The 16,253-nt window shown below is 27.2% G+C and carries 24 protein-coding genes and 1 pseudogene; 19 read left to right on the top strand and 6 right to left on the bottom strand.

Annotation, left to right across the window (positions count from 1 at the left end):
* Positions 1-20 precede the first annotated feature (20 nt).
* The 10 genes and pseudogenes from BHAMNSH16_RS12970 (at position 21) to BHAMNSH16_RS14755 (ending at position 3,422) form a co-directional block, all read left to right on the top strand.
* Positions 21-215 (top strand): hypothetical protein, encoded by a 195-nt coding sequence (locus BHAMNSH16_RS12970; protein ID WP_069731848.1) that lies wholly within the window; start codon positions 21-23, stop codon positions 213-215.
* Positions 216-218: 3 nt separating this feature from the next.
* Positions 219-419: a hypothetical protein gene (locus tag BHAMNSH16_RS12965; RefSeq protein ID WP_069731849.1), complete on the top strand. Its 201-nt coding sequence runs from the start codon at positions 219-221 to the stop codon at positions 417-419.
* Positions 420-422: 3 nt separating this feature from the next.
* A complete protein-coding gene (locus tag BHAMNSH16_RS12960; protein WP_069731850.1) occupies positions 423-653 on the top strand; it encodes a hypothetical protein in 231 nt (76 codons plus the stop codon).
* Positions 650-820: a group-specific protein gene (locus tag BHAMNSH16_RS12955; protein ID WP_069731851.1), complete on the top strand. Its 171-nt coding sequence runs from the start codon at positions 650-652 to the stop codon at positions 818-820. The genes BHAMNSH16_RS12960 and BHAMNSH16_RS12955 overlap by 4 nt, the downstream gene beginning before the upstream one ends.
* Before the next feature lie 22 nt (positions 821-842).
* Positions 843-1,340: a hypothetical protein gene (locus tag BHAMNSH16_RS12950; protein WP_008732903.1), complete on the top strand. Its 498-nt coding sequence runs from the start codon at positions 843-845 to the stop codon at positions 1,338-1,340.
* Positions 1,341-1,366: 26 nt separating this feature from the next.
* A pseudogene (locus BHAMNSH16_RS12945) lies at positions 1,367-1,755 on the top strand (single-stranded DNA-binding protein).
* Positions 1,755-1,982, top strand: a complete 228-nt coding sequence (locus tag BHAMNSH16_RS12940; RefSeq protein ID WP_008729088.1) for a hypothetical protein — start codon at positions 1,755-1,757, stop codon at positions 1,980-1,982. Before BHAMNSH16_RS12945 ends, BHAMNSH16_RS12940 begins: the two are co-directional and overlap by 1 nt.
* Positions 1,983-1,992: 10 nt before the next feature.
* Positions 1,993-2,274 (top strand): hypothetical protein, encoded by a 282-nt coding sequence (locus BHAMNSH16_RS12935; RefSeq protein WP_008729087.1) that lies wholly within the window; start codon positions 1,993-1,995, stop codon positions 2,272-2,274.
* 69 nt (positions 2,275-2,343) lie between these two features.
* Positions 2,344-3,294, top strand: coding sequence for a tyrosine-type recombinase/integrase (locus tag BHAMNSH16_RS12930; RefSeq protein WP_039954559.1), 951 nt, complete (start codon positions 2,344-2,346; stop codon positions 3,292-3,294).
* Complete coding sequence (locus BHAMNSH16_RS14755; RefSeq protein WP_008729085.1) at positions 3,294-3,422, top strand: hypothetical protein; 129 nt, start codon at positions 3,294-3,296, stop codon at positions 3,420-3,422. Before BHAMNSH16_RS12930 ends, BHAMNSH16_RS14755 begins: the two co-directional genes overlap by 1 nt.
* A gap of 243 nt (positions 3,423-3,665) precedes the next feature.
* Here BHAMNSH16_RS14755 and BHAMNSH16_RS12925 read toward each other — a convergent pair whose 3' ends face one another.
* The 6 genes from BHAMNSH16_RS12925 to BHAMNSH16_RS12900 form a co-directional block, all read right to left on the bottom strand.
* The gene (locus BHAMNSH16_RS12925) at positions 3,666-5,429 is read right to left on the bottom strand and encodes a DUF2326 domain-containing protein (RefSeq protein ID WP_069732026.1); all 1,764 of its coding nucleotides are present in this window, start codon (positions 5,427-5,429) and stop codon (positions 3,666-3,668) included.
* Positions 5,420-5,668, bottom strand: coding sequence for an ABC-three component system middle component 6 (locus BHAMNSH16_RS12920; protein ID WP_008728432.1), 249 nt, complete (start codon positions 5,666-5,668; stop codon positions 5,420-5,422). Before BHAMNSH16_RS12920 ends, BHAMNSH16_RS12925 begins: the two co-directional genes overlap by 10 nt.
* 22 nt (positions 5,669-5,690) lie before the next feature.
* Positions 5,691-6,662: an ABC-three component system protein gene (locus tag BHAMNSH16_RS12915; RefSeq protein WP_069732027.1), complete on the bottom strand. Its 972-nt coding sequence runs from the start codon at positions 6,660-6,662 to the stop codon at positions 5,691-5,693.
* Positions 6,663-6,753: 91 nt separating this feature from the next.
* Complete coding sequence (locus BHAMNSH16_RS12910) at positions 6,754-6,975, bottom strand: DUF6290 family protein (RefSeq protein ID WP_008727272.1); 222 nt, start codon at positions 6,973-6,975, stop codon at positions 6,754-6,756.
* 518 nt (positions 6,976-7,493) lie between these two features.
* Complete coding sequence (locus BHAMNSH16_RS12905; protein ID WP_008727273.1) at positions 7,494-9,266, bottom strand: terminase large subunit; 1,773 nt, start codon at positions 9,264-9,266, stop codon at positions 7,494-7,496.
* Between the two features lie 85 nt (positions 9,267-9,351).
* Complete coding sequence (locus BHAMNSH16_RS12900) at positions 9,352-9,750, bottom strand: P27 family phage terminase small subunit (protein ID WP_069732028.1); 399 nt, start codon at positions 9,748-9,750, stop codon at positions 9,352-9,354.
* 131 nt (positions 9,751-9,881) lie between these two features.
* Between BHAMNSH16_RS12900 and BHAMNSH16_RS12895 the strand changes: the two genes are divergently transcribed.
* From BHAMNSH16_RS12895 to BHAMNSH16_RS12855, 9 genes are read left to right on the top strand one after another with little or no spacing between them, the layout of a single operon-like run.
* Positions 9,882-11,180, top strand: a complete 1,299-nt coding sequence (locus BHAMNSH16_RS12895) for a phage portal protein (protein ID WP_069732029.1) — start codon at positions 9,882-9,884, stop codon at positions 11,178-11,180.
* Entirely contained in the window at positions 11,167-11,808 is a 642-nt protein-coding gene (locus tag BHAMNSH16_RS12890; RefSeq protein ID WP_008730226.1) for an HK97 family phage prohead protease, read from the top strand. The genes BHAMNSH16_RS12895 and BHAMNSH16_RS12890 overlap by 14 nt, the downstream gene beginning before the upstream one ends.
* A 19-nt stretch (positions 11,809-11,827) precedes the next feature.
* Entirely contained in the window at positions 11,828-13,111 is a 1,284-nt protein-coding gene (locus tag BHAMNSH16_RS12885; RefSeq protein WP_008730224.1) for a phage major capsid protein, read from the top strand.
* Positions 13,112-13,135: 24 nt separating this feature from the next.
* Entirely contained in the window at positions 13,136-13,498 is a 363-nt protein-coding gene (locus tag BHAMNSH16_RS12880; RefSeq protein WP_008730221.1) for a head-tail connector protein, read from the top strand.
* Entirely contained in the window at positions 13,495-13,848 is a 354-nt protein-coding gene (locus BHAMNSH16_RS12875) for a phage head completion protein (RefSeq protein WP_008730219.1), read from the top strand. The genes BHAMNSH16_RS12880 and BHAMNSH16_RS12875 overlap by 4 nt, the downstream gene beginning before the upstream one ends.
* 1 nt (position 13,849) lies before the next feature.
* Positions 13,850-14,308 carry a hypothetical protein gene (locus tag BHAMNSH16_RS12870; protein WP_008730217.1) on the top strand — a complete coding sequence of 153 codons (459 nt, stop codon included), beginning with the start codon at positions 13,850-13,852 and terminating at the stop codon, positions 14,306-14,308.
* A gap of 11 nt (positions 14,309-14,319) precedes the next feature.
* Positions 14,320-14,691 (top strand): hypothetical protein, encoded by a 372-nt coding sequence (locus BHAMNSH16_RS12865; protein WP_013114176.1) that lies wholly within the window; start codon positions 14,320-14,322, stop codon positions 14,689-14,691.
* Between the two features lie 41 nt (positions 14,692-14,732).
* The gene (locus BHAMNSH16_RS12860; RefSeq protein ID WP_206193856.1) at positions 14,733-15,863 is read left to right on the top strand and encodes a hypothetical protein; all 1,131 of its coding nucleotides are present in this window, start codon (positions 14,733-14,735) and stop codon (positions 15,861-15,863) included.
* A gap of 17 nt (positions 15,864-15,880) precedes the next feature.
* Positions 15,881-16,243 carry a hypothetical protein gene (locus BHAMNSH16_RS12855; RefSeq protein WP_008728089.1) on the top strand — a complete coding sequence of 121 codons (363 nt, stop codon included), beginning with the start codon at positions 15,881-15,883 and terminating at the stop codon, positions 16,241-16,243.
* The last annotated feature ends 10 nt before the right edge of the window (positions 16,244-16,253 follow it).

Here is a 16,253-nt window from a genome sequence, read left to right as displayed (position 1 = left end):
ATAAAAAACGGAGTGTTAAAATGATTTGTGATATATGTCAAAAAAATATAAATGATGATGAGATATTGGAAGGACAAATAAATATTAAATATAAGGATAAAGATGGTATAGAAAAAGAGAAAGAAAAAGAAGGTAAACTTTGTATATCATGCTTAGAAGGTTTATCGAAGTATATGGGTATTCCAATAACGATTGTTTGTGAATATGAGGAGTAATTTATGCTGAAATGTATTTTTATTAAAAAATATTTAATAAATATAAACTGTATATCAAGTATTTATTTTGATGAAAATAAAAAGAGTATAAGGATATTTACTTTAGAAAGCGGATTGCCTACAACAATAGAATGTGATTCAGAAGATGAATATAATAAATATTATAATGTTCTAAGCTCATTATTTGATATAATAGAGATATAAAAAATGATTAAAGCGATTATTAATTATAATGATGTAAATGATGAGTTCAGAAGAATGAATGATATTCTAGGAATATTAAAATATAAATACAAAAATATTAATGTTAGTTATAAAAAAGTAAGAAGGAAAAATGAATTATTTTTAACTATAAATAATGAGAGATTGGAGTGTCATCATAATTTAGGTTTTTATATGCAGGCAATAGAAAATATATTGAATAAGGTTATAAAATGATGGTTTATCAAATAGGTTCTATAAGTTTTGGAATATTTAGTGTTATATGTATTTTTATTAGTATAACATCAAAAAATGATATAGCTAAGGCTTTCTATTTACTTTGTTTCTTTTTATCAAATATTGCTGCTTTACTTTGTGATATATTAATAAAGCTAAACTTTTAAGCAATGAAATAGGTATAGTAAAATGAAAAAAATAAAAAAAATAACACATTCGGATCTATGCTGTCTTACAGCTAAATATTTTTTGGAAAGTATTGCTTTGATAGAATATAAATGTTTATTAGTGAAGGAAAATCCTGATGTATTAATATTTGATAACTATTCAAATACAACTCTTTATGAAATAAAAACAGATATAAAAGATTTTAGAAGGGATTTATTAAAACCACATAGGATAGTTTATAAATTAGATAGTAAAATGCGTATAGAAACTTTTAAATCTTCTATAGGTACAAATAGATATTATGTATGTCCTGAAGGATTAATAAAAAAAGAGGACTTACCTATCGGATGGGGATTAATATGGTATTATGATAATGGTAATTTTAAAATACAGAAAAAAAGCGGTGCATTCAAAATTGATAAAGGACTTGAAAACAGGCTTTTAATTAATACTATAAAAAGAATTAACCATGGCAAATGCAGTAATATTTTAATTAGGGATTATATAGAATATGAATAACATTAATTAATATGGAGTGAAATATAATGAGCGATCATAACATTGTGACATTAATAGGAAGGCTAACTGCTGACCCGCAGCGAAAATATACACAAGGAGGAATGGAAATTGCTGAGTTTTCTATAGCAAACAATTATTATGTAATTACAAAAAACACTACAGAAGTAAATTATTTTGATATAGTAGCTTTTGGAAAATTAGCAGAAACAGTAAATAAATATCTTATAAAAGGAAAGCAAGTTTTAATATGCGGAACACTAAGGCAGGAAAGATGGCAGGATAAAATACAAACACTACTAAATCTAAAGTGAGAATAATTATGCAGTCAATGCAGATGCTTGCAGATAAAAAAGAAGCTGATAATAATGTATCACAAACCAATAATCAGGAATATGATGAGGAGGTACCGTTTTAATGAATATCACTAAGTTAATTGATACTTTACAATCATATAAAAATAAAGGATGTAATAGAGTATTAATATCAAATAATAATTTTAGTTCAAATCAATACATAAAAAAAATTGAATTGGACACAAATAATTCAGAACAGATTAATTTGATAATAGATGATGTTTATATACGTGATGCTATAAAGACAGCAAAACTATATAAAGATAATGATGAAATAATAAAAATATAGGAAAATATTTATGATAGAAAATATTATTAATTCATATAATACTGATAGAGATTTATCAGATATAGATGTTCTATTAGATTTATTAATAGAATTAGAAACTTTAGGAGTTAAGGAAGTTTGTGTTAATAATAAATATTTTAATAATCCAAAACAGATTATTGATATTCATAAAAAGAGATGTGTATCTGATGCTGTTTATTTATCAATTTTAAATATGGATTTTAATGAATCTATTAATTTAATAAAAGGAGAAAAAGAAAAGGATAATATTAATTATACATATACTATATAAGTTATAAAAGTTTATATTCTTTTTATTAAATGAAGGCTTTTGTCTTTAATTTAATAAAAAGGTATAAATATGGCTTCTAAAAGCAATAATAAATTAATAGCACAAAACAATAATAATATAATAACAGAAAAACAAGCGGAACTTCCGCTAACAGCGGTCAGTAGACTAATTAAGCAAGCTAACTACTTAAATATACTTGACTATATGAAAGAAGAGCAGCTTATTAAACAGATAGATTATGAAACAGAAAAAGAAAACTTTTTTAGGCAATGTTCAAAAACAAAAAGCAATCACACAAAAAGACAATATAGAAACGGACTTAATAAACTAGAGGAATACTGCAAAATGAATAACAAAAATATTTTATTTATTAAAGCAAGAGAAGCTGATGATTTTATAACGGAAGTCAATTCAAGTGAACTTTCTAATTTAAGTATACGTGCATTAGTTTCTTCCTGTTCCTCTTTCTTTTCTTTTTTAGAGAGAAGATATCCATTTATGAAAAATCCTTTTAGAGGAACAAAAACTCGTCCGCCTGTGAAAAATAAAAAACGTTTGGAAGTACCTACTAAAAAAGAAATTGAATTAATAATTAAAGATATAGCAGATCCTCTTATAAAAGTGGCCATCATTTTTATAATGGAATGCGGTGTGCGTGTTGGTGCTTTACCTAAATTAGAAATCAGAAACAACAAATATTATTCTTATTCTAAAGGAAAAGAAATAAGCTGGAAAGTTACTGACAAAGTTATTAAATTATTAAAACAGAATAATCTTTCTTTTAATTGTCCTTTCAAAAATAAAAGTTCTGAAGTGATAAGAAATATTTTTTATAGGAGTTCAAAGCGTTTATATGAACAAGGTAAAATAAAAGCTGCCTACTCTATACATGATATAAGGCATTATTTTGCTGTTACCCTATATAAACAAACCAAAGACATAGAACTCATTAGACAGGCATTAAATCATAGCAGTATAGCTATAACAGGAATATACTTAAAAAGTTTGGAGGTAGAATAATGAAAAAAAGATTAGTAGTTTGCAGATTTAATTATAAAGAATATAAGCTATTAAAAAGATTAGCTAAAGAAAACAATATGAGCGTACGTAAGTATATTAAAAAACTTATTTTAGATTATATCAATTAGATACAGTGTTGCGATAATTTGTGTTATCGCAACACTGTATCTAATGAAATTCATTACTAAATATACTTTACTATATTTTGAATTATTATGTTTGTTAAAGTATTTTACTCTATATATTATATTTTTTAATTTTTCAAAATATTTTATATCAGAAAAATATTTATTATATATTTCTCAAAAAATTTTTATAATTTGATTTATTTCTTTTTTAAAGTTTTTCCATAAACTAACCTTCATTATATACTATTTTCCTAAATTTATTGATATTTTTTCTCCAAGTAACTTATGAGAATCATCTTGATCTGTTAATTCTAATATTATATTATCTGTTATAAGTTTTTGTTTTTCTTCATTACTTATATCTTTATTTGAAAAATTTAATAGATCATTATTAAAATTACATATATATTGTATATTATATTTTTCAGCTATGTCATTAATTGTCTTTAATGCTGTTAATCTTTGCCTTGGATCCATATCAGAAAATAATTGTGAATCATGAAATATAAAATCAATATTATGCTTTCGTAATATTGATAACAATATATCAAAACAAAATAGTTTAACTTGATATATACCAGCAGAAGCATCATCATCAATGGTTATATCTATATTAAAACGTAGTTGATTATTTCCATTATTTAATTCTACTATTATACCACCTGCTTTATCTTCATAAAATCTACTAGATAGTTTTCTAAATTCTGATGTTAAATGATCTGAAATTTTATTTTCATCTATATATTGTTTAGTTTCTTTATCTAATTCAATACTTTTTTCTTTATATCTCTCATTTATGGATTCTTTTTTATTAATAATATTCAAATATTTATCTAAATTATCTCTTATATTAATAAGCTCCAACAATTTTTTTTGCATTGCTTCATATTCTTCAAGAGCTTTATGTGTTCCAAGATATTTCATACATCTATCTCGTTTTATAGCTATTAATTTTCTTTTTTCACATAGTTCATTTATTTTTTTATTGTAAGAGTTTTTTTCATTTTCTAATCTATTTATTCTTTCACTTATAATTTTTTTATGAAATATCTCTACATCTTTTATTTGTTTTTTTACTTTGTCTGGAAATATAAATTTCACTTCATTAAAAAGATTTTCTAATTCTTTTAAAGAAACATCAAGTTTAATATTTAAAGAATTTTCTATTTGTTTTAATATGTTTGTACATATAGTTATCTCATTTTCTATTTTTCTTAATTCTATAGTGAAATTATCAGCATCTATCTGTATACTATTGTAATTTTCTGCTACTTCATAATCTTCCAATTTACTTTCTAATTCTGTAATTTTATTTTCTAAATCTTTTTTTTCTATTTTTATCTTAGATTTATTTAAATTATCTATATTATCTATATATTCTTTTATATTATCATGTTCATATTTTTCTAAATTAGTTAGCTTGTTAGTTTCATCTTTTTTAAATTTCTTTAAATTAAATTTATCTTCTATAAACCTAGTTTCTATACCCAATAAGTATGATGTATTTAACAATGATAAATAGTCAGTTTCTTTAGTAGTATTTGGTTTAAATATATTTGAATACCCTTCTTTTGTAGGAGTTCTTAAAAATCGTGATATAATTGAACGAAAACTAATGCTCTTAGGAAGTTTTTCATTAAATAGTTTATCAGATAAAATAGAGTGTATTTCATCATATTTATATTCTTTTCCATCAAATAATATTATATCTTGATTATTGCAATATCGTTCTATTTTATGTTCAATATCATTTATAGAAAAATATAATATAAATGACCAGTCATTTAGTTTCTTTTCAAATTCTTTTATTTTTTTTGAACCAAGACAAAAGTCTATTAAATTTATTATTAGAGATTTTCCTAATCCATTGTATGTATATTTAGAATCGTCTATATCATTGTTATATTCATTATAACGTACGGCATTTATTATATTAATTCCTACTTTATTTTTAAAATGAACATCTTTAAATTGTTTCTTATTTGAAGTTAATTTTATTAATCGCATTTTTCTAATAACCCATCTTTATTTATATTAATTAATCCTATTATATAAAGCATATCTACAGCTTTTATAACTTTATCAAAGGAATAAATAGTATTATATTTTTTATTTTTATTAATTTTATTAACATTTTGCCAAATATTCTCGATACTTGTTGGATTAGATAACATCTTTAGAATAAGACCTGATAAAAATATCAAGCTTTCATACATTTTTAAATGTTTATTTGGTAATATTGCCATAATTACTCCTATAAATAAAATTTTAGTTTTTATTAAATTTATCAGGTGCTTTACCAATATCACATACCTGAAAAAAATATGCTAAAATAACATATATGGACTCCATAATATTTTTTTTATTTATATTACTTAAATTATTATATTCCTCTATATTAGGAATCATTCTATATGATATTTTATAAAATACACTATCTAATGAAGTATAATTTATAGAATTATATAGCTCTTCTTTATATAAATTTATAACTTTTTTTTGCAATATCATTTTATCTTCTGGATTTGATTTATAAAAATCATCCAAAATATTAGTTTGTAAATATGCATTTTGTAGTAATATTTTAAAATCTTTTAATCCATTAACTTTTATTTTTTCATCAAAATCTGGTGCTTCTAATATACTATGTATATTATTTGGTATTTGAATATTATTAATTATGTATTTTATTACATTTCCAAATAGATCTAATTTTATAAAATCAAAACCTTCAATATTTAATGGAATATGCTCTAGTATATATAACTGCTTTTCTAGTGATAAATCTGCAAACTTGTTAATAATCCAGTGTGAAGTTTTTATATTAATATCAATATTTTGATATTTATTTTGTAATTCTATAAAAAATTGATTTGTAGTTAAATCTATATTTTCAAAATTATCATTAAAAACAAAATTATATTCTTTAATTTTTTCTAAATTATCCCAATTATTTATTAATTTTTCTAAATCTTTCTCTATTTTTTTCTTTATTTTATTAGTATTTTTTGGATCTATTTTTTCGGGAGAATATACTTGAAAATATATACCTTGTCCTTTTATATATCCATCATTACCACCATCTCCATACCTTCCTTGCGGTTTTACTTGTTGAAAATCATTAGGATATAGTAAATACATTAAAGTTGTAAATAAATTCTCAAATTCTTGACCACTACTAAATAATAACCTTTGCCTAAATTGCAATAAACATATAGCTTTTTTCTCTTCAATTATCATAATTAATCTTTATAAAATTAAACTAGTTAATATAATTATTTATATAAGGACTACGATAACCTTTATTATCGCAACACCTATAATTAATAAATTATATATTTAATTCTTTTAATACAGCATCTCTAATATATTGAGATACACTGACATTATTCTGTTCTGCTTTTTCTTTTATTAGGAGCTGTTCTTTTTCACTAACACGCATATATAATTTAATGTCAAGCCTATCTTCTGTTATTCTTTTTCTGCCTGAACCTTCACGAGCTCCGCCTGTATTTGCTCTAGCACCACCCCAGCTATTTTTTTTATTATCCATTATTATGACCTCTTTTTAATAAAAGAACTAATACTACTATATTAAGTGATAATGATACTACAGATAATATTGCATTTACAGTTGTTAACATCTTGACAACTCCTTCATAATGTATATAATATTAACTATGGAAGTCAGGAGCCAAGTCGGCTAACTTAGCTCCCTTTCGTAACTAATAAAAATTATTTTTTAATTTTTATTAGCTTAACCACAATTACGATAAGTGTCAGGATATCAATAATTGTAGCTATGAAAGTTAAGACTTCCATAATTACCTCCTTCATTTCTTTAGGATTAATTATATTATACCACACTTGATGATTTTGTCAATACTTTTTCTACAAAAAATAATAGTTTATTTTAATTTTTTTCTTAATATGAATTATAACTGATTTATATTTGATTGGCGGGGGTGGTTAAAATCTCTACAGGCTTTTACTCGGTGCAACGAGTGGGGAGTCTTTTGTGCATGGCGATAATTTTTTTATTAGGGGGTACTGATAAAATTAGTGATATTATTATAATATAAAAACGCCTTCAGTTTCATAAATACTTTTAGTATCTTCAAAATGATTTTTAATCACTCTATGAAGAGCCATAATGGAGGCTACAACACCATCAATTCTTTTACGTGATCTTTGCCTATCAGGCTTAGTAGGAAGATAATTATCCCTGCCGTCTGTTCTTACTTCACAGCAGCTTATCATCCAATTAAGAACAGCATTATTACCATGTAAAAGTTTACGTTCATCTATAGTTTTTTCAAATAAAGAAGTTCCTTCAGATAAACCGCCGACTGCAAAAGATTGTCTTATATCTGTCATTTTTAACCCTTCTTTTTTCAAATGAGTGACTATTTCAATAGCTTTCCAAGGGTCATAGCCTATTTCTATAATTTCAAAATCTTTCGCATCATTTAAGATTGAAGATTCTATTACATCAAAATCTATTATATCACCGCTTGTTAAAGTAATTAAACCTTGCGAAGCCCATAATTCATAAGGTACTCTGTCCTCTTTAGAACGCTGCCTTATATTTTCTTTAGGCATAAAGAAGCGAGGCAAAAGTATATACGGACCATTATCAATAGAATCAAAACATAAAACATAAGCTGCTATATCTCTTGTAGTTGCTAAATCCAAACCTATGCAGGCTTTCCTGCCTTTTAATTCATTTATATTTATATTTTGATGTAAATAAGATTTAATCCATCTGTCAGAAGATATCCAAACCTCGCTTGCCTGTGTCCAAACATTCAAGTTTTTTGTAAGTATATCAGTTCGCTGAATAGGCTTATCTAGTCCTTCCAAAAGCCTAGATTTTAGGTAACTGTCTTTTACAGAAATATTTATGTTAGGATTAGCTTGAAAAATAATTTTATTTATTAATTCTTCCTGCTTTGAAATATCCTCTTTTTTTGTCAATTTTTCTTTATATTCTGACATAAATACCCAAATATCATTGATGTCGTCAGGCTCATATATTATTGTAAAATATTCATCATTATTTAATGAACCTTTTAATATTTGCTTTGCATATTCATATTCAGAAAAACATACTGCCGATTTATCAAAACCAGCAGTAGTAATTATAAATACAAGCGGCTGCCTTCTAGCTCCCATTCCAGATTCAAGAACATTTAATAATTCATTATCAGGATGTGCATGATATTCATCTACTATCACTAAATGCGGATTTAATCCGTCTTCAGTGTTGCTGTCCTGTCCTAATGGTTTGGATTTTGAGGCAGTATCTTTTTTCTTTGTAATCGTAGAAGTTTGTTTATATGTAATCGCTTCTTTATTAAGAGCTTTTGCTTTTCTTATTTGCCTTTCGCTTTCACTCCATGCAATTTTCGCTTGATCTTTTTTCGTAGCTATATAATATATTTCGACACCAGCCTCTGCAGGACTATCGCAGAAAAAACAATAATTACCAATTCCAGATGCAAAAGTAGTTTTTCCATTTTTTCGGCTTACCTGAACGTATGCTTTTTTGTAACGTCTGAGTTTATTTTCTTTTCTTCTCCATCCGAATATACTTGCTATTATAAACTGTTCCCAAGACTCTAATATAATATTATGATTAGCCCATTCTCCTTTTGTATGTACTAAAGATTGTATGAACATGATAGGACGTTTAGCTTCGTTCTCATCAAAATAAAAAGGATAATCATTATTTTTTGATTTTTCAATATCGTCCAAATGCCTTTTTACAGATAAAAAAGCAGCTTGACATACTGGTAATTCTTTATTTATAACTTTATTGATATATTCTTCATAGGTATACATTATATTATTTAACCATTTATCATTTTTTCAAGCGGTTCATCCTCTTTATTGTAAACAATAAAGAAGCTCAAAACTTTTTATTAATCTATTGATTAAGCATTTTTGATAAAACATCTTCTTCCTCCACAGTTTCAGGAGATGATACTTTCTTTTTGGAAGCAGGCGTTAAACCAAACTCAGTAAGCATTTTATGATATGCCGTTATAGCTTTATGGTAAGCTAAATATTCTCCCATAGTCTGAGAGTTTTTACCTGATAAATAACCAGCTATAGAACCTCCTTCATTAATCATAGCCTCATAAAGATTCATAGCATCGCCGTAATGAAGACATAAAAGCTCAAAAGCTGATATGTCAGCAGGTCCGAGCATATTTTTTTCGGAAAAGATAGGTGCAAGTTCTTTCCATTTTTTTATAGAATATTTATTAAAATAATTAGGAGGAGCTTGTATTTTATATCTTTTTTTATCATTTTTATTTTGCATAATAGACTCCATTAAAAAATAATGCTCATTAAATAGTAATGAATATAATAATTTATGACTATAAATACATTAAAAAAAATAGGAAATATAAAATAAAACTTATATTTCCTTATATTTTTTTTTATATATATATGTCTGTAATAAAAAATATAAGGAATTATATAAAAAAATGGCTGTTTCCTGATTTCAGCTATATTGATAGCAGTAATTTTTTATCAATTCAAAATGATAAAACTTTATCAGCAGTCAATCCAAATACTGCTTTAACTTTTTCTACAGTATTTGCATGCGTGAGAGTTATTGCTGAAACAATAGCTACTTTACCGCTTTTTGTATATAAAGTAAATGGAAATAATAAAATAAAAGCTAAAGATCATTCTTTATATAGATTATTGCATGACGCTCCTAATGAAGAATGCACATCAGTATCATTTATAGAAAGTCTAATCACTCAAATACTTCTGCAAGGCAACGGCTTTGTAGAAGTAGTAAGAGATAATTTCAACAGAGTAACAGAACTTTATCTAATAGATTCAAATAAGATTAAAATATATAGAGATTCAAACGGAAATAAAATGTTTGAATATTCAGATGATGGAGAAATAATTACTTTATCTCCGTCTCAAGTTATGCATATAGCAGGACTTGGATGGAACGGAGTGATAGGATATAGTCCAATAGCTATGATGCGTAAGCAAATAACCACAGGACTTTATCAAGATAATTTCGCATTAGATTTCTTTTCTAATGGAGTTAAAAAAGTTCCAATAATTTCACATCCAGATAAATTAAGTGCAGATGCTAAAAGGAATTTAAAAGAAAGTTTCAGAGAGGCTTGGGAAAAAGGTATCGTTGTCCTTGAAGAAGGAATGAAAATAGATCCTATAACAATGAACTTGTCAGATGCTCAGTTTTTAGAAAGCAGAAGATTTTCAGTAGAAGAAATATGCCGAGTGTTCCGTGTACCTCCTCATCTTATAGGAGATTTAAGCAGAAGTACAAATAATAATATAGAGCATCAAAGTATAGAGTTTGTAACGCACACAATAAGACCGTGGTGCGTTCGTATAGAAAAAGCATTGAATGGCTATTTATTAAATAATTTAGAAAGAAAAAAATATAATATAGAGTTTAATTTAGACGGACTTTTGAGAGGCGATACTCTTACAAGGCAGCAGGCTAACCAAATAAAATTAAATAATGGTGTTCTTACTAGAAATGAATGGCGGATACTGGAAAACCTTAACGAAGTAGAAGATGAATACGGAGATGAGTATTTCTGCAGTCAGCAAATAAGACCAATAAAAACAGTTTATGCCGAAAGGCACCTATTCGGTGAAACTTCAGAAAATGAGAGCAATCAAGACTTTAATATAAATAATAATGAAAATAAAAAATCAGAAGAGGAATATAAAGATGCCAGCAAGTAATAATGAAATTAGAAGTATAGATATTAAGATTCAAAAAAGTACAGACACAGAAGGTGAACCTCTTAAATTAAGAGGCTATGCTATTGTATATAATTCTTTAAGTGAGCCTCTCTATGGAGATTTATTTAGAGAGCGTATAAACAGAGGAGCTTTCACTAAATCATTATTAGAAAATGATCAAGTATGTTTATGGGGACATGATACAAGATATGTTCTAGGCAGAAAGAGTTCTGGCACATTAATTTTAAGAGAAGATGATAAGGGCTTATATTTTGAAGTTTCTTTGCCAAATACTACTTGGGCAAGAGATTTGAAAGAAAGCGTGGACAGAGGCGATATAAAGCAGATGTCTTTCGGCTTCAAAGTAGTAAGAGAAAATTGGCTTGATAATAAAGAAACATTAAAAGAATATGGAATGCCTATTCGTGAAGTAGAAGAAATTACTTTGCATGAAATATCATTAGTAACATTTCCTGCTTATACGGAAACAAATGTTAGAGATAAAAATAATGATGCCTATATTCCAAAACCTCCTGATAAACCTATACCTGTAGATAATGACGGGTTTGAAGATAGAACTAATGAATATAAGCGAAAAATACAATATCTAAAAATAAAAAATAAATAACAACAAGGAGTATCAAATTATGAAACCAGAAGAATTAAGAGCTTTAATAGAAAAACTAAAAAATGAAAATGCTTTAGCTTTAATAACTATTGATGAACTTATGCAAAAAAGAGAAACGTATGTTTCTATGAGTATAGAAGAGAGAAACATTAAAAAAGATGATATATCAAAATTGGATAATGATATAGATACTTTAATGCAGGTTGTAGAAAACAGAAATAAAGAGATAGAAAGGTATGATAAACTTCTATCACTTCAAACTAAATCTTCTATGAATAAAAGAAATTTAGCTGATAATTTGGACAATTCATCTGCTGATGATAACGAAGCTGAATTAAGAGCTAAAGTTGACAGATGGTTTAGATCAGGCAATGATAAAGAAATAAGAGAAACACTTCAGGCAGGCGTTGCCGAAGGCGGCGGATATACTATAGCACCTCAGTATCTAGTAAAGCAAATTATAAAAGACTTAGATGATGCAGTACAGATAAGAAAAAGAGCAAATATCATTCCTGCTATGAACGGATATGCAAGCATAGGAATACCTACACTTGACAGTGATTTAAATGATCTTGATTGGACAGCAGAAATCGCAGAAGTTACAGAAGATACAAATATGTCTTTTGGAAAAAGAGAAATGAAGGCTAATCAATTAACTAAGTTAGTTAAACTTAGTAAAAGATTAATAAAGCAAAGCAACATAGATATTCAAGGTTTAGTTGAGGAGAGAATAGTATATAAATTGGCTTCTACATTAGAGCATAATTATTTATATGGAAATGGACAGGATAAACCTCTAGGTATATTTGCTCAAACTTCAGATAATACAGCAGCTATTCCAACTGACAGAGATATAAAAGTAGGAACTGCAAGTGCTGCTATAACTTATGATGGTTTAGTAGATGCAGTAAGCGGATTGAAAGGCGGATATCAAAACGGAGCGGTATGGATGCTTAATAAAAAAGCAGTTGCTGCTTTAAGAAAATTAAAAGATAAGCAGGACCGTCCTATTTGGCAGGAAAGTTTAATAGCGGGACAGCCTAGTATTCTACTTGGTATCCCTGTTGTGCAAAATGACTTTATCGAAGATAAGTTGGAAGCTACAAAATATTTTGGGTTCTTAGCAAACTTAAAATATTATTGGATTATGGACAGCTTGTCTATGGAACTTCAAGTTTTGCATGAGTTATACCGCAAAACAAATCAGGTAGGTTTCCAAGTAGGATATTGGGGAGACGGTGCTCCTATTCAAAAATCAGCATTTGTAAGATTACTTCCAAATGATCAAGCGTATGCAGCTTAATAATTTTTAATAAGGCTTTTATATATGAGCAGTGATACTGAAGATATTAATAGTATAGACATTGATGTCAGAAAAGTAGTCGAAGAAGGTGATGATGACAAAGTAGTTACTTTGTCAGAGTTCAAAAAGTTTCTAAACTTGGAAGGGATTGACTATGATGATGATATACTGCATCTTACTTTAGACAGTGCAATCGGCTATTGTAATAAAGCTAATGAAACAGAATACAAAAGAGCCGATTGTCCTCCTGAAGTTAGGTATGCAATTCTTGGACTTGCTGCTCATTATTTTGAAAGCAAAACAGGAGAAGCCAGTCAAAGTGAAGAAGTTGCTTTGAAAGGTGTTCACAGATTGTTGGCTATTGCGAGGGAAAAGTTTACTTTATGAAAGTTGGAAAATTAATTCATACTATAACTTTTTATAGAACAAAGTATATAGATAATGGAAACGGAACAGGAAGTAATGAATTAATAGAATTAAGAAAAGTAAAATGCTCTATTGAAGATATAACATATAAAGATATACAGCAGGGTAAAAGAAAAGATTTAACAAGAACTTTGAAAGTACATACTCATTATTTCAAAGAGTTTGATACCAAAGGAATGATGGCCAAAATAAACCGTGAAAATGATATCTATGAAGTCATTAATATGGAAAATGTTTCATATAAAAATATAGAATGCATATTTACAATAAAGAAATTAGTAAATAATAAAAAAGCTGACAATAGAGAGTAATATGTCTGAAAAAAATAAAGTAACTCTTACAGGGTTTGATGAGTTCAGGAAAACTTTAGAAGAGTTAGGAATTGATTTTAAGAATGAAGTAAAAAAAGCCTCATTAAAAGAAGCTAGAAGAATAGCAAAAGAAGCTAATGCAAAAGCAAAAAGCAGAGGCTGGACTTTTGATAAATATTTTACTGTAAAAGAAACAAGAATAAACAAAAAGAGTAATACTGAAAGCAATGTTAAGATTACTACAATTAGCGGAAAAAGAGGCACAGCACCTGAGAAAAATAAAATAAAATGGTATAAAGAACAAGGCGATAGGTATTATGCTTTTTTTAATGAATATGGAAATAAATATAAAAATGAAGTGCCTTTGTTAATACCTCTATTTGAATCAAACAGAGAGAATATAGAAGAGGCAGTCAAAAGTGCTTTGAATATAGTAATACAAAAAGCTAATAATAAATAGAGTTTATAAATATGCATAGAGTAATTTATCAATTATTAAAAAGTCTTACTCAAGAAGATAAAAAAACGGCAGGTGTTTATTTGGATTTTGTTGAGGACAGCAATGTAGATAATGATAAAAGCTATATAGTTTATTCTCTTCAAAGTTCAAATCCTAAATATGAGTTTGAATATTCAAGAGATATTTATCAAGTTAGTGTTTATTCTACAAGTTTAGAACATGCATTAACTCTTCAGAAAAAAATAGGTAAGTATTTTAATAGTTTGAAAAAAAAGATAGATAATATTGAGATATGCGGCTGTGATATAAGCAATGAAAGCCATTCTCGTATAGATAATGCATATCAGACAATGACAATAATAGAAATATTATATAAATATTAATCTAGCATAATAACAATAAGGAGATATTATGAGTCAAACAAGTGTGCAAGAAAAAAAAAACAATAAGATACGGAAGTGCTAAAGTTTTGATAGGAGATAGATTTGATAAACTTATAAATATAGGAGCAGGACGCAATATTGCTGTAAAAGAAACTATAACTACATCAGATATAGAAAGCGACAATGCAGGAACTATAGCTACTTTAGTGACAGAACATAAAATGGAATTAACTCTTGACAGTTTAGAAATTAATTTCAAAAACTATGCTGAGGCAAGAGGCGGTATAGATAATATAGACAGCTATGATGGTAAAACAGAAGTTACAAAACAGTACATGGTAGAATCAGATACATATAAAAGAGGTGAAGAAATAAAAGTTCCATTTAGGAATGCAGACGGAAGCGAAGTAACAATAACTAAAGTAGAAAAGAAAAACTCTATGGGAAATATTCTCATAGAAGAATCAAGCTACGAAAAAATAGGAACTAGCGGAATAAAAATTACAGATAGCAGCCCTTCGGCTGTATCTCCTAGCACAGATACCTTAATTATTACATATACTAGAACTATGCCTAAAATGGTACGCATGGCAACAGGAGGAAAAAGTTCTACAATAAAACCTAAATGCATAATGATAGTTAATACTAATGCTGAGGGTAAAGAATTAAGAATATATTTACCACAGGCTTCAATAGCAGGCGGCTTAGAGTTTAGTTTCCCTTCTGATAAAGCACAGGATGTGTTAGTAGGAAAATTGAGTTTTTCAGCAACTTTAGCAGGCAATCAGCAAAGCGGAGAGCAGCTTGCATGGTATGAAGATGAACAATCTGTAGGTAAAGATGAAGAGGAAATAAAAGATACAGAAGAGGAAACATCAGATACCGAAAGTGAACCTAATGTTCCATTAACTTTAGAAAGCGATAAACCAAATGTAGATATAAGAGCAGATGGAAATGATACTGTAGTATTAACATCAAATGCTGACGAGATAACACATACAGTAGAGCCTCCAGACCAGCAGTTTTTTGATGTAAGCTATGAAGCTGAAACTAAAACTTTCACTATCACAGGAAAGGCAGAAGGTACAGCTACATTAAAAATCACAGCTAAAAAAGCAGGCAGTGAAGATATTACTAAAGATATATCTATTAATATACAAGCAGCTAATTAAAATATTGGAGTAAAACTATGGACATAGTAATTACAGATTTAGAAGAGTTTAGTAAAAAGAGAGCTGTTTACGCAAAGCTTGGAGATTATAAAATAGATGTTAATGATATACCTCTTAAATTAGCCCTTAAAGTAAATAATTATTTTAAGGGCTTGAAAAATGGTGAAGATATTGATCCTGAAATATTGATTGATGAAATAGTCATTCCTCTCATACAAAAACAAAATGCGAATGTAGATAAAGAAAAAATATCAGAAGATTTTAATTATGATCAATTATTAAAATTGATGAATATGGTATTTGAGTCTTATCTTCATGCAGGTGCTGATTCAAAAGAAACAAAAGAGGCTGATACAAAAAATAAAAAAAAAGAAAACTAATAAAAATAGA

This window comes from Brachyspira hampsonii, from assembly GCF_002214805.1.
GTDB lineage: Bacteria > Spirochaetota > Brachyspiria > Brachyspirales > Brachyspiraceae > Brachyspira > Brachyspira hampsonii.
The sequence above is the reverse complement of the archived record's forward strand: the minus strand, read 5'-3'. Positions and strand labels throughout refer to the sequence as shown.